Raw genomic sequence first — 18,848 nt, 5'->3', positions numbered from 1 at the left:
CGGACCGGACCTAAGAGGAGAAGCGTATGACATGACCAAGCGATTAGGATGGATAGTATTGCTCCTGTCGGTATTCGCGTTGCCTGGGATCACAATGTTTCAGGATAAGGAAGCCGACCAGAAGTTGGGCGGCCGATTGCCAGACCTTCATGGCGAGCGAAGCGCTTCGCAAAACGCGATAAAGCATCGCTTGTACGATCCTCCTATTGAAATTACGGCCATACGGCAAACGAACAACAATATGCTGTTCAAGGAAGGAGAGTCGCTGGAGCATAATGATTGGTCCCGATACTACGAGAACCGGCTTGGCATCAAGCTGAACTATAAATGGACGGGCAGCGGAGTTTCCTATGTCCATAAATGGAACGTCGCCATCGCGTCCGATGACTTGGCCGATCTGATGGTGCTTCCTCCAAGCCAGTTTGAGCAATTGGCACGAGAAGGACGATTGGAAAATATGCAGCCTTATTTCGACAAATACGCTTTCCCCGCACTGAAGGAGCTGTACGCCTCCGATGGAGGGAAGCTGTATCGGGCCGGCCGCATAAACCAGATTCAGTACGGCATCCCCCGCCCGATCTCTTCGATGGGCGACGGCTCTCCCCTGCTGTTTGTTCGCATGGACTGGCTGGATCGGCTCGCTCTTCCCGAACCGAAGACGATGCAGGATATGTTCGAGATTATGGAAGCGTTTACCGTTAGAGATCCCGATGGCAATGGAGCGGCAGACACTTACGGACTTGCCGTTCATAAAGATTTATACGGGTCTATGGGACTGGAAGGTTTTTTTAACGGTTATCATGCTTATCCGGGGTTATGGGTGGACGATGGAACGGGACGGCTCGTATACGGTAGCATCCAGCCCGAGATGAAGCCCGCTCTTGCCAAGCTTCGGGAGCTGTACGCGTCGGGCAGGCTCGATCCCGAGTTTGGCGTGAAGACGTTCGCCAAAGAGTCGGAGCTGCTCGTCTCGGGAAAACTCGGCCTCATGTTCGGCACGATGGGAGCGCCCTTATATCCGCTGCAGGATGCCGTCAACGCGGACCCGGCGGCCAGGTGGCGTCCGTTTCCGATTCCGTCTACCGACGAGAAGCCGGCCAAGGTCAACCGGAAATTTTACATTTCCGAAATATTTGCCGTCCGCAAAGGCGCTGCCCATCCCGAGGCGCTGATCCATCTGATGAACGCGCATTTGGACAACTTGTACGGCCCCGACGCGGATTGGAGGGCTTACTCTCAGGAAGGCCAACTGCAGAAATACAGTTATTCGTTTACGAATATCGAACCGCTCCGTAAAAACATGGACGTGTACACGGCCGTCCGGGAAGTGCTGCGGACCGGCGATATGACGAGCTTGAATCAGGATCAACGCAACGCTTTCGATCAGGTGATCGCTTACCGGAACGGCGACCGTCGGGCGTTCGGCCTAGCGACTGTATTCAATGAAACCGGCTCCTTCAGCGTTATAAGCGGCAGCTATGTCGAACAAGACTTGTTCATGAACGACGGCTTTACCGGGCTCAATACGCCGACGCTTGCGGCCAAAAGATCGCTGCTCGGCTCGTTAGAAACCGAGATGTTCACCAAAATCATTTATGGTGCAGCTTCGCTCGACGAGTTCGATGCATTTGTCGACGCATGGCGGAGATCGGGGGGAGAGCAAATAACTGCGGAAATCAATGAAGCGAAAGCACCGGACTGAGATTATTTACGAGGAGGGTACACATGGGAATTAAACCGGTCGATCACATGATCGTCTATCAGGATTCGCATTACAATGCGTTTCCGAGCGTCGTATGGAATGATGAAGGGAAATTGGTCGCAGCCTTCCGCCAAGCTCCCGATCGTCAGGCTGGGTACGGTCTTGACCATTTGGACCCTTCGTCCAAAGCCGTGACGGTTACTTCGGAAGATGGGGTGATTTGGAGCGAGCGGACGACAATCTTGTACGACGATTTCTTCTACGGAGTCCAAGACCCGTGCCTGAATGTGCTCGGGGACGGCACCGTGTTCGCTACATGCTTCATGTGGAAAGTGGCGGAAATTGCCGACGTGCCGGATCATCCAGACTATACGCATAAGGCGTTTGGCCGATGGGCGGGCAACCCCGTCGGTTCCTATACGCTACGTTCCGCGGACGGGGGAAAGACGTGGGACCAGCCGATCGCCGTCGATCTCGGTCGTCTTTACATTCGCGGCAACTGCGTGGAGATGAACGATGGCGCCATATTGGCTCCATTCTATTTCCAAATAAGCGGCGGGTGGCATGTAGTCGTGGCGAGAACGAAGGATCGGGGAGGTTCATGGGAACGAATCGCCAATCTTGAACCCGAGGCCGGATACGGACTATTCGAGCCGAATTTGTACCTGACCCCGGCGGGCAAACTCGTCCTGTTGATTCGTTGTCACAAAACGAAACCAGAGCCTGGGGACGGAGAACAGATATACCCGCTCGTGACGGCGGAGTCGACCGATGGGGGAGTGACATGGAGCCGGCCGGTCAAACGCAACTTTTTTTCGCCGAACCCGTTTCATGCGCTTCGTCTGCGCAGCGGCCATATGCTGCTCACCTACGGTTACCGGTCGAAGCCATACGGGATAAGAGCCGTTATGCTGGACCCGGAATGCGAGAACTGGCACGACGCCAGAGAGATCGTGATCCGCGACGACGGCCACGGTTGGGATATCGGATACACGAGCGCCGTTCAGCTTAAGGATGGCCGGGTGCTTATCGCCTACTATTATTCCAAGAAGGGTGAAACGAATCGCTACATCGCTAGCACGATTTGCGAGCTCGAATAAAAGATATAACCACGTTCGTAAAATCCATATTATAGGGGATGAATGGATGAAAAAGCGCAGCCTGATTATTTCCCTGCTGCTTGCATGTGTCGTTGCCTCTATGCCTGTATATGCGGACACTCCCCCTTCTTGCGATGTACCGGTCTTGCCGGGCGGTTCAGCCTCCGTTGGCGACCATAACGATTTGAATGCGGCCATCGACGCGGCGCAGACGGCGGGCGAGAAGCTGGTGCTCCCGAGCCGCAAAGTATACGAGATCGGCGGAACTGTTACGATCCCGACCGGCGCGGAGATCGACTTCAACTTCTCGACGATTCGCCGGAAAGCGGGCAGTGGCGTGTTCGATATGATCCGCAATGCAGACCCGGTAAACGGAAACAACCGGATCAGGCTTTCCAATCTGATTATCGACGGCAACAAAGGCGCGGATCAACTCGTTGCGACCCAGCCGACTCATCGCTTCTCGGGCTTGCGATTGGAAAAGGTCGACGACAGCTATTTGCGAGGCATCGTCGTTACCGGGACGGTCAACGCCGAAATAGGCGGGAACGGCGCCGCCGGCATATACGTGAAGAACAGCAAGCGAATAGACGCATATGAGCTGACGGGCTACGACAACGACCGGACCGCTATTTTGCTCGACCGCAGCCAAAACATTCGGATATTCGGTTCTTTGACGTGCGGCAACTTGGGGAGCGGCATTTCGAGCTACGATGCCGATGAAGCGGAATACCACGATATTGTTACCCATCATAATGGGTACTCGAATTTATCGGTTAACGGGGAGCGTTCGAAAGTATCCAACGTGCTCAGCTATGAGTCCGCTTTCTCGGGTCTGAATATCGGTCATGAGATCGCTGAGGGCCGTGCGGACGATACGGTCGTGACCAATGTTCATTCCTACAATAACAACTACGAGGGCCTCACAATTACGGGCAGCGCACGCGTTCAGGTCGTGAATCTGGTCGTCTACGGCAACCGCAGAAACAATATTCAAGTGTACGGAGGCTCAACCGCGAGCAAACTTACCAACATCGTCTCCCGGAACAGCGCCGGCGGGCAAGGGATCGTGTACAAATCCGGGACAGGCCACAGCTTGGTCGCTGCGGAAGTTTACGGCAACGCATATTCCGGCATTTACGTGCAGAAGCCGTCTTCCGTTACAGACCCGGTATCGCTTACCGTCGGGTACGGAGTTAAGATCTATAACAATGGTCAGTTGAATTCGACCGTATCAGGGATCGTGCTCGAGAACTCCAGGGACAGTCAGATCATAGGAGCGGAAATATACGATGACCAGGCGGTGAAGACGCAAGGCTACGGCGTTTCCGTCTCCGGAGGGAGCGGCCACGCTTTTGCCCTGAACAATATCCATGATAACGCGACGTCGCAAATCCGGCTGCTCGGCTCGCCGGCGAATTTAAAGTTTTCGTTGAACGTACCCTCGACATACGATTCGACGGGTTGGTAGAAGGAGCGTACATGCAGCATGACCATTTTTACCGAGAAAGAATTGGTTGAGGAAATCGGCTTACGGTTTTAAACCTCATCTAAGCGGCGATACTGATCAATTCAACCCAAATCATCAGGCTTTCGGCTGTGTCAACGGACGCAAGTGCCGAAATACGGAACACGACACGCTATAAGTGTCTAATGACACAAGCATGCCATAATTGAAATTCAATAAAATCAAGGATCCTTTTTAGTTGATAGGGGGCGTTTGTGTCACTAGCCAGTGACACAAACGTCCCCTTAAACACTTCTGATGACAAACATATACTTATTAGAACGAGAAGCATTTACAGAAAATCCTGTCTATTAAAAAAGTTCGCGGGGCGCTTTAAATTCAAGCATCCGCCCGGCGGTCGCGGCGGCTTCGTCGGGTCCGGCGCCGCGCAGCAGCACGAATTCGTCGCCCCCTAGCCGGGACAGCATGTCCGCCTCCGCCAACTGCGCCTTCAGCCGTTCGGCCACCGCTTGCAGAAGCAGGTCGCCGACCCGGTGGCCGAGCGTGTCGTTGACGAGCTTGAACCGGTCGAGGTCGACGAACAGGATGGCCAGCGGCTTGCCGTTCGTCCTTGCCTCGACGAGCGCTTTGGCTCCCGTTTCGTTGAAGCCGTTGCGGTTCGGCAAATCGGTCAGCATATCGGTGTAAGCCATCCGCCAGATCAGCCGTTCGGCCCGCTCTCGTTCCGTAATATCTCGCAAGTAGGCGGTATACAGGGAAGCGCCGTCCGTGCGGATGCGGGTGATCGCAAGCTCGACCGGAATCGGATGGCCTTCGGCGTGCCGGGCGGTCGCGGTCAGGCGAGAGCCGACGATATCCGCGTACGGTTCCCCGGGCGGCTGTCCGGCAGCCTTCGGGTCGCGCTGACGGCTTCGGAGCGTTTGCAGGTCGATGACTCGGGCTAGCGGCTTACCCAGCATATCCGGTCTCTTGTAGCCGAACGTTCGCTCAGCGGCCGGGTTGAATTCGATAATCGTTTCGCGGTGGTCGAACATGAGAATGCAATCGATCGCCGACTCCAGAATGGAGCCATTGGTTGCGACTTGTCGGGCCAGACGGCGGTCGGCATGGGACGCCCCGAGCTGGGCCATCCCGAGCACACCGATCGTGCCGAGCGCGATCGAGACGGCCATCCCGGTCGGCAGCCCGGCGGAACGGGCGAGCGCTTCGTCGACGAGTCCCGGGTCCAACGGGGAAATATGAGAGCCGGCCATGGCTCCGTAGTGCATGCCGGATACGCTGAGCGTCATGACGAAAGCGCTGAGGAAGCTGCGCAGCCCTCGGCGGAAGCGCGTCACGCGGCGGATGCTGCCGAACGTGAGCAAGAGCGAACTCGTCAAGCCGGCCATGGCGACCAGCGCCGACGCCTGCAAAGCTTCCGGGGCGTGCGTAAATGCAACGCCCGACATAGCGCTCAGACCGAGCAGATGCATGGCCAGAAAGGAGGTTCCGGCGACGATGCCGCCCGAGAGCATCCGGAGCAGGGAAGCGGAGCGGGTGCCGGCGACCAGCAGGGCGCAAAGCGAGCCGACTGTGGCGACAAGCAGGGAAAGCCAGACGGTGCGTAGATCGTAGTCGACAACGAGAGGCAGCCGGTAGGCGAGCATGGCGATAAAATGCAGCACCCACATGCCGATCCCCATTGCCGAGGCGCTCCCCAGCCGCCAGATGCGGCGTTCCCAGCCTTTGGACAGTGCGGTCCTTCTGGCGAAATCCACCGCAGTATAGGAAGCCATTAATGCGATGAGAAAAGAGACGGCGACCAGAAACAGGTCGTGAGTCCCGTGCACGGTTTGTTCCATTGGTCAGCCCTCCCGTTGCGGTCTTTCGGCCGTGTTATTATTCTAGTAAATGCGCGAAGGAATAAACCGGAAACGGACAACCGTCTTCCTATTGCCGAATAATATAGTAGAATGGAACTATGTCGTACAAGCCATATAGGGATGATGCGGACCGTTTCTTTGCGCCGCAAAGGACGGAACCTTCACGTATACGCAAGATCCGCTCTGGCTTTATACTAGTAGGAACGATTCCGATAAGGACTGGGGGACCGATATGCGGAAAGCGTACAAACGGACTTTGTTGATCGCAGGCCTCGCGGCGGTCGGTTGCGTGGCCGGTTGGCTGCTGGCCGAAAGCGGCAAGGAGAAGCTGAAGCCGGCGGAGGAGCTGCAAGCGACCGACGGGAACGGCGGCAAAGCGCCGGCCGTCCGGGGGCAAGTCGGCGGCCCGTCGGGAAGGGAGCCGCTGCAATGGTGGGACGATCGGCTGCGAGATGCGGAGCGAGCCGGCCAGTGGAGCGTTGCCGCCGACTATGCCTACCGCAAAGCGGCTTTTTACCGCAGCGAGGGGATGGAGAAGGAGGCGGCGGAGTGGGATGCGGCCAGCGACGCTTACTGGGCGCGGGACGAGGTTAAGGACAAGCGGTTTTACGACGGCGTGCCGTCCGAGACGAATGCGGCGAACGCGTCCGCCATCTCTCCGTACGTGTCCGTAGCCGTGGAAGAAGGCAGGGAGCTGGCCAAGTTCGAGCCGCGGTCTGGGGTGTATCTGGGCATGTTCGGCATTTTCGATTGGCCGTCCGTGGAGAAGACGTTCGGACGCTATCATCCGATCGGTCTGACCTACTCCGGCTGGCGCAAGGATGAGAACGATACGCGCAATTATTTTCCGACACGGCTCGTCGACAGCGTAAAGGCGGCGGGCGGGGGTGCGGTGCAAATCGGCTGGGAACCGCAATACGGCCTGGATAGCGTCAAGGATGACGATTACGTGCGTTCGTTCGCGCGGCAGGCGAAGGAGGCCGGCATCCCGATCTTCCTGCGCTACGCCTCGGAAATGAACGGGGCCTGGGTGCCATGGTATGACGAGCCGGCTAAATATGTGGAGAAATTCCGGCTGATCTCGCGGATTATGAAGGAAGAGGCGCCGAATGTCGCGATGGTATGGTCCCCCAACTTCTGGCCGCCGGACAATGTAGGCGATTATTACCCAGGCGACGAATATGTCGATTGGGTCGGTTTCTCGTTATATGCGACTCCTTTGTTTGACGGCAAGGAGGATTTTAGCAAAAATTTGATCGATTACTTCATTCCGCTCTACAACCGGTACGCGCACAAGCCGATCATGATATCCGAAGGCGCCGTTTCCCATTATTACCGACCTGCCGAGAAGAATTACGCGAAATGGGCTGAAGGACAGCTCGGCAATATGTATGGCTTCCTGCCTCGCCTGTTTCCCCAGGTGAAGGCGATGACTTATTTTAATATGACCAAGGCGCGCACGGAAACGTTAAAGGGCGATCATCTGTACGACCTCAAGGAAAACCCGCTTATGTTCGATTTGTACCGCCGCTTGATCGGCAGCGATTATTTTTTGTCCAAGGTGGAGCAGGGAAGCCGTACGGCGGAAAATGTCCGCTACGTTCCGCTGGAATCCGCCGCCGGACTGGCAGGCAAACGAAAGCTGTTCGCTTATGTGCGGCTGCCGGGGGATGCCCAGCCCCGCTCCGTAGCGGTGCTCCAGGGCGGTCGGAAGCTGGCGGAGACGTTCGAAATGCCGTGGGAGGTCGAGCTGGATTTCTCGGCGCTCGATCCGCTCCTGCCTTTGGAGTTTGTCGCTTACAACGGTAAGCGGGAGGAGCTGGCACGGAAAACGGTCACGCTGGCGAACGGGGGCAGTCGGTAAAAAGAAGATGAAGTGTAGACCCTTCCGCGGCACCTCGATGGGCGTTTATTTCGTAAAACGAGCTTAATTGTCTTTTCAAGCGCGGCGAACGGATGTACAATCGGTCGAGAGGAACGTAACACATACGCTGCCCCCGGTGCGGAACGAATGCGGAGCCGGGGAGTACAGAGGGGGAACCGCAAATGCCGACTGCGACCCGAAACAGATGGGGCATTTTGCAAATTGTCAACATGGGCACGCTGATCTCGACGCTGGATGTGGGCATCGTCAACGTATCGCTGCCGATCATGGCCAAGCAATTTTCCGTCTCGCTTGCGCAAATTCAATGGGTGGCGACCGTGTACTTGCTGACGATGATCGTGCTGCTGCCGTTTCTCGGCAAGCTGTCCGACCGGATGGAGCGGCGGAAGGTATACAGCTACGGCTTTCTCGTTTTCGGCATCGGTTCGTTGTGCATCGCCGTCTCTCACGGCTTTGTCGCGCTTCTGCTGTCACGCTGTCTGCAAGGCATCGGAGCCACGATGATTATGGCCAACAGCCAGGCGATGGTCCGACAGGTATTTCCTGATCACGAGCGGGGAAGGGCGCTTGGCATTAATGCCGTCGTCATCTCCATAGGCACGCTGTCGGGACCGGCGCTCGGCGGGCTTTTGCTGGAATTCGCGGAATGGCCTTGGTTGTTCTGGATCAATGTGCCGATCGCTTTGGTCGCCTGCGCTTTAGGCTTTCGCTGGTTTCCGCAGGGCAAGAGTGATACGGCGAAGACGCCGATCGATTTCGTCGGCTCGGTGCTGCTTGCCGCCGGAGCGTGTCTGCTCATGATGGCGGCTGAGTCGGTCAAAAAGCAATCCGCCTTCTCGAGCGAAGCTTGGATCGAGGGTCTGATCGGGATTCTGCTGCTGGTAGCGCTTTATGTGCACGGCCGGCGCATCGATTACGGCATTGTGGACCGCGAGCTGTTCGGCCGGCGGAAAGTATGGCTCGGCAACGCGAGCTCGTTCGCGATCAATTTGGCGCAGACCGCTACGCTCATTCCGGTGACGTTTTATTTGCAAAGCCAGCTGGGCTATTCCGCTTGGGCGACAGGCGCCCTGCTCATGCTCCAGCCGTTGTGCATGGGCGTGATCGCCCCGTTCGCAGGCTGGTTCCGCGATAAATACGGCGGCTCGGCTCCGATCGCCATCGGCTCGCTGTTTTGCGCCGTATCGATGCTGTTCGTCGCCCTGCTGCCTGCCGTGACGGCTGTCAGCGTTGGCCTGCAGTTGGCCGTGTTCGGCGTCGGCATCGGTCTATTCCACGCCACCAACAACGCGGAAATTATGAGCGCGGCCCCGGCGTCGAAGAGCAGTCTCGCGGGGAGCTTGCTCGCGCTGGTGCGCTATCTCGGGCAGGTGGCCGGGATCGGGCTGGCTACGCTGCTGGTCGGCTCCATGGGCGCAGCCGGTGCGGTTGGCGCAGCGGAGCAATCGTTCGGCGTGCCGATCCGCCTCCTGTTCGGGATTTGCTTCCTGCTCTGCCTGGCGGTGACGCTGGCGGGAAGGCTGCTGCCGCAGGAAAAGAGCCAGACGGCAGAAGGCGCTTCCGTCTGATCGGGCCGGCGCGTGCTGCCGGCTAGGGCGGCGAGGCGCTTGGTAGGAGGAAGCAAGATTGATTGCGTGCGGGAGGTCGAACACTTGGCGCTTCTCATGTCCTGCGCCGGGTAGCGCTCGAAAGAACCTTATTTGTCTCAAAACCGGCCGGATTCGCGGAGATAGTGCTCTTTCTAGCGTTAAGGGTGGCTGGTGTGCTCCGAAAGGGGGCTGGGAGCCGGGTTTGCGCTTGCGGTAGTGCTCGAAAGAACCTTATTTGTCCCAAACCCGGCCGGATTCGCGGAGATAGTGCTCTTTCTAGCATTAAGGGTGGCTGGTATGCTCCGAAAAGGGGCTGGGAGCCGGGTTTGCGCTTGCGGTAGTGCTCGAAAGAACCTTATTTGTCCAAAAACCGGCCCGATTCGCGGAGAAAGTGTTCTTTCGAGCATTAAGGGTGGCGGTGTGCACCGAAAAGGGGCTGGGAGCCCGGCGAACTTTTTTGCGGTAGTGCGCGCGGCGTACGTCAGTGCAAGTGTTTAAAAATTCTGCTGTGTTTGCTGCTAACGCTACTACTGCCGAGCCCTCTTTCATTAACTCCGGCGAACGGATCATGAGAGGACTGAGCACTTTGTAAGCGCTACTCCCACTGGGCCAACTGCTGGGCGATGGAATCCGGACGGAGCCGCATTTTTTGCAAAATGGGCGTCGGCACGGACATATTGTATTTGACTATTTTTTGGTTGAGCGCATCGAGCTCCGTTGAAAAAGAGGGAAGACGATCCGGGTCATGTTTGCGCAGAAGCGCCCGAATGCTGTCGCGAATTTCGTGCTGCAGTTCGAGCCAAGGCGGAAGCACGTTGGCATTTTTTAAAATACTGTTCAGTCCATCGCCGGTCGGTACATCGACCGGTTTCCCTGTGCCGTTCAACTGCTCCAGACCGCCATTGCGCGCACAATCGCGGACCGCTTCATCAAGCCAGTGCTGCATGTGCCGCTCCTGAATGACGGTACTGGCGGCGTTCTCGTATACATCTCCAGGCACTTGCGGCGAATCTGGAACGGTGGCGCTGCCGGCAACAGTCTGGTTGCCCGCAACAGAGGGAGAAGGAGAATCGTTTGTTCCCTTTCCGAATTTCGTACGACGAAACCAATCGCGCATAAGGTCCATCCATCCCTTCGTTATCGGAATGATACCCGTACAAAATCAGTGTAGTTCAAAATACGACTGATCGCCCTTATATATTGTGAGAATTTTTTGACAAATCCCCTGCTTTTCCCATTCCCAACCTTTCCCCCTCGACCCCACCGAAAGCAATCTTACAAAAAAGAATGACTCGCTTCCGGCATCGTTATGCACGAACCGGCATCAAGCATAAAATATTTGACGGAACCAACCAACTGTATTATGATTTATTCGTAATTATTACATTAGTAAAATTTACGAATAAACCGGAGGGACGTTATTCATGACTGCATCCAAACTTTATTCGCGCGCATTCATCGGCTTCTTGCTGATTGTATTGACGGTGGGCTGCGCCCAGTCGGGGAAGAACGGCGAGGCGGCCGCTACAAACGCAAGCCGAGACGCCAAAGCCCCCGGAGAAGCACTGGGACTGGGAGAAGGCAAAACCTCTGGAGAGGCCAAGGCACCCGGGGGAGCGCTGGGAGAAGGCCAAACACCTGGAGAGGCCAAAGCCCCTGGAGAAGCACTGGGAGAAGGCAAAGCCCCCGGAGGAGCCAAAGCTCCCGGAAAATCACCCGTAGAAGCTAAAGCACCAGCAGAAGTCAAGAAACCGGGAGAAGCCGAAGCAGAGGGGGGAAGCAAGCTGTCCGCTGATGCCAAGACGGCCCAGGCCGCACAAGCCGCCACCGCCGATCAAGCCAAGCCGTTCTTGTCGTTTCAGGACGACGCCGGCCGTGCCGTAACGCTGGCAGCGAAGCCGCGCAAAATCGTCGTGCTGTCGCCGCAGCTGCTCGACCTGCTCTACGCCGTGGACGGGACCGCCATTGCCAAGACGACCACCTCGGGAGGTGGAACCGTACCGGAGAAGGCCAAGGAGCTGGCGGACGTCGGCGGCATTACGACGGTCAACGCGGAGAAGCTGTTGGCGCTGCAGCCCGATCTCGTTATCGGCTCGACGTCGTTCCACCGCGAGCTGGCCGGCATGATGGACGCCAGCAAAATCCCGTTCGCCCTGTTAGGCCTGAGTACATACAAAGACCTGAAGGAAAAGACGCCTCTGTTCGGTAAAATCGCCGGTACAGAGAGCAAAGCGAGCGAGGAACTGGCCAAGCTGGACGACAGGATCGCCGCCCTGACCGCCAAGCTGCCGGATCGGTCGCCCAGCTTCATTATGCTGAACGTGACGCCGAACAGCGTATCCGTGCAAAGGTCGAATACGGTCGGCTTGGAAGTGGCAAGCATGCTGAACATGAAAAACGTCGCGGAAACGCTGCAAGCTTCGCAGAGCAGTCAATCGACGGCCCCTTACAGCATGGAAAAGCTGGTCGAGCTGAATCCGGATTACGTCTTTATTCTGATTCACGGAGCCCGCGCGGACGGAGAGAAAAAAATCCAATCCGACCTGGCCGGGCAACCGGCCTGGGCGTCGCTCCGCGCGGTGAAGGAAAACCGCATGGCGATTCTGCCCTCCGACCTGCTGCTGTCCAACCCGGGCTTTCGGCTAAACGAATCGGTAGACTATTTGGCGAAGCTGGTTTATCCGGAGACGTACGGCAATGGCGGCCAATAACCCGGAGCGGACACCCTACTTCCGCGGAATAACCGCACTCGTCGTCCTGTTGGCCGCGGCGTGCCTGACGATAGCGTTCAGCATCGGCTCCGGGGCCGTATCGATCCCGCTCTCGGATATTTGGCAATATGTGTTCCACGGCTACCAGGGACCGATGAAGGAGATCATCTGGAACATCCGGCTGCCGCGCACGCTGGTGGCCGCCCTAGTCGGCGTCAATCTGGCGCTCGCCGGCGCGCTGCTCCAAGGGGTCATGCGCAACCCGCTGGCCGATCCGCATATTATCGGGGTTTCGTCGGGGGCGGGGCTGTTCGGGATCATCATCCTCATTTTGTTCCCGCATATGTCGGGGCTGCTGACCCCGGTCGCTTTTCTGGGCGCTTCGCTTGCGGCAGTCATTATTTACGTACTCGCCTGGAAGCAGGGCATCCATCCGGTGCGGATCATTTTGGCCGGCGTGGCCGTGTCGGCTTTTCTCGGTTCCGGCATATCCGCCCTACTGACTTTTTACAGCGATCGGGTCAACGGGGCGCTGGTCTTTCTCGTCGGAGGGCTCGCTGCGAAAAGCTGGCCCCAGCTTCGCACGATGCTGCCGTATTCCATAGGAGGGGTTGCACTCGCCCTGATCGGTTCGGCGCATATGAACATTTTGGCGCTTGGGGATACGAAAGCGAAAGGGCTCGGTCTCCGGGTCGAAGCGACCCGCCTCGTCATGGCGGCAGTCGCCACTCTGCTGGCGGCGAGCGCGGTCAGCGTCGTCGGTCTGCTCGGCTTCGTCGGCTTGATCGTACCGCATTCGGCGCGGCTGCTGATCGGCAGCGATTACCGCTATTTGCTGCCCGCCTCGGCCTTGCTCGGCATTACGGTCGTGACGCTATGCGATACGATAGCCCGTCTCATGTTTGCGCCGATCGAGCTTCCCGTCGGTATTTTTATGGGCGTGCTGGGGGCGCCGTTTTTTCTGTATTTGCTAAGGAGGGAGACGGAATGAAGGCTCTGCAACTGGACGATCTTTCGTTAAGCTATAACGGCCGACCGGTTATTGACGGCTTGCACTGGCAGGTGGACTCCGGAAAAGTTTACAGCATCATCGGTCCCAACGGCTGCGGCAAAAGCACCTTGCTCAAGGCGATCGCCCGGCAGCTGAAGCCCGAACGGGGCACGGTGCTGCTGGAGGGCAAGCAGATCGCCGGCTTTACGCCGCGCGAGCAGGCCCGCGAGCTGGCGATGCTGCTGCAAAGCCAGGATAAAGTGCCGGATATGACCGTGCGCCGGCTGATCGGCTACGGGCGGTTTCCGCACAAGCCGGTATGGGGCGCGATGCGCAGGGAGGATGAGGCGATCGTCGACTGGGCTTTGGATGTGACGGGCACGCAGCCGTTTGCCGGGCGCAAGCTGTCCGCCTTGTCCGGCGGGGAGCGGCAGCGGGTATGGATCGCGATGGCGCTGGCGCAGAAACCGCGCGTTCTGCTGCTTGACGAGCCGACGACGTATTTGGACGTCAGTCATCAGCTGGAAATTATGGAGCTTGTCACGGACATTAACCGTCTGCACGGGGTTACCGTCGTAATGGTGCTCCACGATATTAACCATGCCGCCGCCTTTTCCGACGAAATCGCCGTTATGCGTGCAGGCGCTTTGTATGCAAGCGGAACGCCGGAACAGACGATTACCCGAGCGACGCTCAGCGACGTGTTCGGCGTCGAGGCGCGCATCGAGAAGGACCCGCTCAGCGGGCGTCCGGTATGTCTGATCACGGGACGGCTCGGCCGGGAGAAAAGGAGGAACGTACAATGAAGATGGCGATACTGACAAGCGGCGAAACGGCGCTGGCGCATGTAGCCGAGGCGTACCGGTCGTTTGGCGACAAGGAACGGGAACAACTGCGACTCGTCGTGATCGATCTGGGACGGGAATATACCGACGAATGGATCGGTGAAATTGGCCGGAGGCTGGAGGGCGTGGAGCTGGCTCTGTTTGAGGCGCACGGGGTGCGCAAGGAAACCGTCCAAGCTCTGAGCGGACTGCTTTGCGCTCATTCGGCACAGCTTGTCCCGATCGGCAGCGATTCGGCGGATATCCGCTCGCTGCTGCGGCTAGGCAAGCTTTCCGCCAGCGATTTGCCGCCACCACAAGCGGGCCTCCGCGCGGAAAGCGCGCTTCCGGAGGACGCGCGGGCCGACTATGCGCGCTATATGCGTTTGACCGAATACTGGCGCGGCGGCGGCGCCGACAACATGAAGGGGCTGCTCGGTCTGGTCGGCCGCGAGTACGGGGGATGTCTGGCGCTTCCGGAGCCGTCCGAGCCGGTCTATATTCGGGAGCTTTGCGTGTTCGATCCCGTAGAGAAACGGGTGTACGATTCCGTCTCCGCCTTTCGCAACAGATCGGTCGCCCGCGTTAAAGGAGACAAAAGAATAGCGGACCGTCATGCACCCGGCCGGCCGACGGTGGCGCTGTTGTTCCTCGGCAACGGCAACCCGACCGACGTGGCCGATTGCATGGCGCAGCTGGCGGAACGGATCGGGACGTTCGCCGACGTGCTGCCGATCGCGTTTCCTTCGGTGATGCATATCCCGGCGGAGCGACTGCGCGAGCTGTTGCTCGACGGGGACAGCCGCGTCCGGCTGATCGTCAACGCCCTGCCTTTCCGTCTCGGAGCCGGTCCTACCGGCGAAGTCGGCGCCCGTATGACGGAGCTGCTGGAAGAGCTGGCCGTGCCGATGCTGCACCCGTTCCTGCTGTCTGGCGCGACGGTCGACGAATGGAAGGATTCGGCGCGGGGGCTCGCGGCATCGCAGCTGCTCGTGCAGGTGATGCTGCCAGAGCTGGACGGCAGTATCGAGACATATCCGATCGCGGCTCTGCGGCGTGAAGGGGAGGACGCTGGGCTGGGAGTGGCGGCAAGTCGGCTCATCCCCATTCCCGAACGGATGGAGCGGCTTTCGAACCGCATCCGGCGCTGGCTGGAGCTGCAAAGCAAGCCGAACCGTGACAAGAAGCTGGCGCTCGTATGCTACAACTACCCGCCCGGCGAGGCCAACGTGTTCGGCGGCGCTTTTCTGGATACGTTCGAATCGGTTTCCCGGCTGCTCGGGGCGCTTCGAGACAGAGGCTACGATACGGAGCCGATGACGGCGGGGGAGCTGCATGCCCGTTTTCTGGAAGGGGGACTCGTCAACTCCGGCAAATGGACGACAGAGACGGCCGCCGATGCGCTGATCCGTTACGCCGATCCGGACTTTGCCTCGAAGCTGGCAGCCCAAGCATGGGGCGGCGAAGCGCTATCCCGCTGGGGCGAGCCGCCTGGCGAAGTAATGACCGAAGACGGCTCGTTTCTCATTCCGGGCATCGTAAACGGCAATGTATTTATCGGCCTGCAGCCAACGCGCGGTATTCACGAGCAGCCGGAAAAGTCGCTTCACGACCGTTCGATTTTGCCGACGCATCCATATACCGCCTTCTACCAGTGGATTCGGGAAAAGCTGGCGGCGGATGCGGTCGTGCATATCGGCACGCACGGCACGCTGGAGTTTCAACGCGGCAAGGAGGCTGGCATGTCGGGCGATTGCGTCCCGGATCACCTGATCGGCGACCTGCCGCATCTGTATTATTACTATGTCGGCAATCCTTCGGAGGCGATGATCGCCAAGCGGCGCAGCCATGCGACGCTGATCGGCTACCAGGCGCCGCCGATGACGGAGGCCGAGCTGTACGGGGATTGGCTGGCCCTCGAGGCGCTGCTGCACGAATACCGCGAAGCGGAGCAGCTCGATCCGGACCGTTGCGAAAGCATCCTTGGCATGGCGCTGGATCGCGCGGCGTCACTGCATGTGACCGCCACGGACCTGGACCGGCTGGAGGAGGAGCTGTACCGGATGAAACGGTCGGTCATGCCGAGCGGTCTCCACGTGCTCGGGGACGGCTACTCCTGCGAAGCCGCGATCGCGCATATGCGCTTCGTGCTGCGCCATGAGCGTGGCGAGGCCCGTTCCTTGCGCGGCCTGCTGGCCGAACGGCGCGGATTGGATGCCGCCGAGCTGGCGGATAGCGGGCAAACGGCTGTACTGCGCGACCTCGATGCGGAAGCGGATGCGCTCGTGGACAACTACATGGCCATGCGGCAGCTTCCGGCGAAGTACGCGGATGATTCACCCGCCTGGCAGGCGGCATTGCTCCGCTCGCTGGAATATGGACGGCGGGCTTACGACAGCACGCTCGTCAACGAGGAGCTGGAAGGATTTTTGAGGGCGCTGGAGGGACGTTATGTGCCTGCGCAACTCGCGGGCGACGTATTGCGCAGCCCCGAAGTGCTGCCTTCCGGGCGCAACCTGTACCAGTCCGATCCCCGGTCCGTTCCGAGTCCGACGGCGGCCGAACGCGGGGCGGTCGTTGCCGAACAGTCGATCAGGCAGTATGCGGAAGCCCACGGCGAATACCCGAGGACGACGGCGGTCGTTCTTTGGGGGCTGGAAACGTCGCGTACCCAAGGCGAGACGATCGGGCAAATTTTGCACTATCTCGGGGTTCGCGCCAAGCGTGGCGGCGGGCTCCGTCTGGAATACGATATCGTTCCGCTGGAGGAGTTGGGTCGGCCGCGGCTGAATGTGGTTGTCCACATGACCGGCTTGTTCCGCGACCTGTTCCCGAACGTGCTGGACGACTTGAACCGTCTGTTCCGGCAAGTATCCCGGCTGGAGGAGTCTGACGAACTGAACGTCTTCAAAGCCCATACGCGCCAAACGGAGACGGAGCTCCTGGAGGCCGGCTACGCCCCGGAGCGCGCGGCCGATCTCGCTTGCGCGCGCCTGTTCGGTCCGCCGGAAGGCGTCTACGGGACGACGGTTACCCGGCTCATCGAGACGAAGCAATGGACGGAGGAAGCCGAGCTCGGGCGCGCTTATGCGGACAGCCAGCAGCATGTATACAGCATGAAGGAGCGCGGCCGGGAGGAGCCGGAGCTGTTCGCGATGCATTTGCGGGCGGTCGATATCGTCTCGCAAATCCGCAGCAGCCACGAGCGGGAAGTGACCGACTCCGATCACTATTACGAATATTTTGGCGGGCTGGCGAAGTCGGTCGAGCTGGCGAGAGGCCGCGCGGCGGACATCCACATTACGGATACGACCGGCGAGCGGGTTTTGACCGAGCCGGCGGAGCATGCGATTGCGCGCGGCGTACGTACCCGGCTGACCAATCCGAAGTGGATCGATGCGCTGCTTCGCCACCCTTTTCACGGAGCGCAGCAGATTGCCCGCCGCTTCGAGTACGTGCTCGGCCTCGCGGCCACAACGGGAAAGGTCGAGCCATGGGTATTCGAAAGCCTGCACGACGTCTACGTGGAGGATCGCGAACGAAGCCGGCAAATGGCGGAAAACAACCGCTGGGCTTATCATGCATTGATCGAAACTCTGCTCGAAAGCCACCAGCGGGGGTACTGGCAGCCGAGCGCGGAAGAGCTGGAGCGACTGCGCCATCATTACGTCGAGCTGGAAGGGGAGCTTGAGGAGGCGGCCGCCGAGTAGGAAAGCGTCGCCTGCACATAGCGGCCGATGCCGGCGATCGCTCGACGGGCTTCCGGCAGCATGGGAGCGAGCAGTTGAAAGGAGCACCACATCTGCTCCCAAATTTCCAGTTTTACGTTTACGCCGACCGCTTCGGCGCGCTCGGCGAACCGCGTCGCATCGCTCAGCAGCACCTCGTGATCGCCGACCTGAATCAGTAAATCCGGCAAGCCGCGCAAATCCGACCGCAGCGGAGACAGCAGGGCGGGCTTTTCCCCGGGACGACCGCCCCAGTACGTCTCGAACATCGCCCGGTTGCCCTCCAAACTTCCGGTCGGGTCAAGCCCGGCATGGGTCCGGTACGAGTCGCCGTCCAAATGCACCAGGTCGGTATGCGGCGACAGCAGGAATGCTCCGGCGGGGAACTCTTCGCCGGTGTCGCGCAACGCAAGCAGCAGCATAAGCGCCAGACTGGCGCCGACCGAATCGCCGCCGAGCACGATGCGTCGGGCCGAATAGCCGTTGGCGAGCAGCCAGCGGTAGGCGGTCAGGACGTCCTCTTCTGCGGCGGGATACGGATGCTCCGGGGCCAGACGATATTCGAACGTGAGTACCTTGACCCCGCTCGCCTCCGCCACCCTTCCCGCCAAATCGCGGTATATGTCGCAGCTTCCCGCTACAAAGCCCCCGCCATGGACGTACAATACCGCCTGCTTCACGTTCTCCTCCGCCAAAGCGGAGATCGGGCTTAGCCATTCTCCGTTCATCGGTCCTACCGCGACGCGCTCCACGGCAATACTAGGCAAAAGGGGCGCGGCTGCGGCTGCCTCCGCCATTTCCCGGCGAATTCGCTCTGCCGTTTTCCCCGTATGGTCGGCCGTCTGCCGCAAATAGTCCCTGATGCCCGCCAATTGTTCCCGACTCGTATATTCCATCCCGATTACCTCCTACAGGCGATATGTTTCCAGGCAAGCCGGAACGGCATTGACCCGGATACGAAGAGGATAACGCCTGTAGCCGGGTACAA

Annotated in this window: 12 protein-coding genes; 9 read left to right on the top strand and 3 right to left on the bottom strand. The window is 59.2% G+C overall.

Translation table 11 applies throughout. The features are described 5' to 3' along the window. Window positions 1-31 precede the first annotated feature (31 nt). From ABD796_RS00540 to ABD796_RS00530, 3 genes are read left to right on the top strand one after another with little or no spacing between them, the layout of a single operon-like run. Complete coding sequence (locus ABD796_RS00540) at window positions 32-1,702, top strand: extracellular solute-binding protein (protein WP_344901222.1); 1,671 nt, start codon at window positions 32-34, stop codon at window positions 1,700-1,702. A 23-nt stretch (window positions 1,703-1,725) separates the two neighbouring features. After that, window positions 1,726-2,802, top strand: a complete 1,077-nt coding sequence (locus ABD796_RS00535) for a sialidase family protein (protein WP_344901219.1) — start codon at window positions 1,726-1,728, stop codon at window positions 2,800-2,802. Between the two features lie 46 nt (window positions 2,803-2,848). Beyond that, a complete protein-coding gene (locus tag ABD796_RS00530) occupies window positions 2,849-4,273 on the top strand; it encodes a right-handed parallel beta-helix repeat-containing protein (protein WP_344901216.1) in 1,425 nt (474 codons plus the stop codon). Window positions 4,274-4,620: 347 nt separating this feature from the next. Here ABD796_RS00530 and ABD796_RS00525 read toward each other — a convergent pair whose 3' ends face one another. After that, window positions 4,621-6,111: an MHYT domain-containing protein gene (locus tag ABD796_RS00525; protein ID WP_344901213.1), complete on the bottom strand. Its 1,491-nt coding sequence runs from the start codon at window positions 6,109-6,111 to the stop codon at window positions 4,621-4,623. Between the two features lie 253 nt (window positions 6,112-6,364). Here ABD796_RS00525 and ABD796_RS00520 point away from each other — a divergent pair, with 253 nt between their 5' ends. After that, window positions 6,365-7,996, top strand: a complete 1,632-nt coding sequence (locus ABD796_RS00520) for a glycoside hydrolase family 26 protein (RefSeq protein WP_344901210.1) — start codon at window positions 6,365-6,367, stop codon at window positions 7,994-7,996. Window positions 7,997-8,178: 182 nt separating this feature from the next. Next, on the top strand, window positions 8,179-9,585 hold the full coding sequence (locus tag ABD796_RS00515; protein ID WP_344901207.1) for an MFS transporter: 1,407 nt from the start codon (window positions 8,179-8,181) through the stop codon (window positions 9,583-9,585). A 616-nt stretch (window positions 9,586-10,201) separates the two neighbouring features. Here ABD796_RS00515 and ABD796_RS00510 read toward each other — a convergent pair. Then, window positions 10,202-10,723, bottom strand: a complete 522-nt coding sequence (locus tag ABD796_RS00510; protein WP_344901204.1) for a DnaJ family domain-containing protein — start codon at window positions 10,721-10,723, stop codon at window positions 10,202-10,204. A 307-nt stretch (window positions 10,724-11,030) separates the two neighbouring features. Between ABD796_RS00510 and ABD796_RS00505 the strand changes: the two genes are divergently transcribed. Genes ABD796_RS00505 through ABD796_RS00490 form a run of 4 tightly spaced genes read left to right on the top strand, consistent with a single transcriptional unit; the run spans window position 11,031 to window position 17,842 of the window. Then, the gene (locus ABD796_RS00505; RefSeq protein WP_344901201.1) at window positions 11,031-12,317 is read left to right on the top strand and encodes an ABC transporter substrate-binding protein; all 1,287 of its coding nucleotides are present in this window, start codon (window positions 11,031-11,033) and stop codon (window positions 12,315-12,317) included. Further along, complete coding sequence (locus tag ABD796_RS00500) at window positions 12,304-13,308, top strand: FecCD family ABC transporter permease (RefSeq protein ID WP_344901198.1); 1,005 nt, start codon at window positions 12,304-12,306, stop codon at window positions 13,306-13,308. The genes ABD796_RS00505 and ABD796_RS00500 overlap by 14 nt, the downstream gene beginning before the upstream one ends. Continuing rightward, complete coding sequence (locus ABD796_RS00495) at window positions 13,305-14,114, top strand: ABC transporter ATP-binding protein (RefSeq protein ID WP_344901195.1); 810 nt, start codon at window positions 13,305-13,307, stop codon at window positions 14,112-14,114. Before ABD796_RS00500 ends, ABD796_RS00495 begins: the two co-directional genes overlap by 4 nt. After that, window positions 14,111-17,842: a cobaltochelatase subunit CobN gene (locus ABD796_RS00490; protein WP_344901192.1), complete on the top strand. Its 3,732-nt coding sequence runs from the start codon at window positions 14,111-14,113 to the stop codon at window positions 17,840-17,842. The genes ABD796_RS00495 and ABD796_RS00490 overlap by 4 nt, the downstream gene beginning before the upstream one ends. On the opposite strand, the gene ABD796_RS00485 is transcribed toward ABD796_RS00490, so the two are convergent. Beyond that, window positions 17,797-18,756, bottom strand: a complete 960-nt coding sequence (locus ABD796_RS00485) for an alpha/beta hydrolase (RefSeq protein WP_344901189.1) — start codon at window positions 18,754-18,756, stop codon at window positions 17,797-17,799. The two genes, ABD796_RS00490 and ABD796_RS00485, sit on opposite strands and share 46 nt — an antisense overlap. Window positions 18,757-18,848: the final 92 nt, after the last annotated feature.

The sequence above is a fragment of the Paenibacillus hodogayensis genome (genome assembly GCF_039536325.1).
GTDB classification, from domain to species: Bacteria; Bacillota; Bacilli; order Paenibacillales; family NBRC-103111; genus Paenibacillus_AB; species Paenibacillus_AB hodogayensis.
Note: the sequence above shows the minus strand (reverse complement) of the source record. Positions and strands in the feature narration are given on the sequence as shown.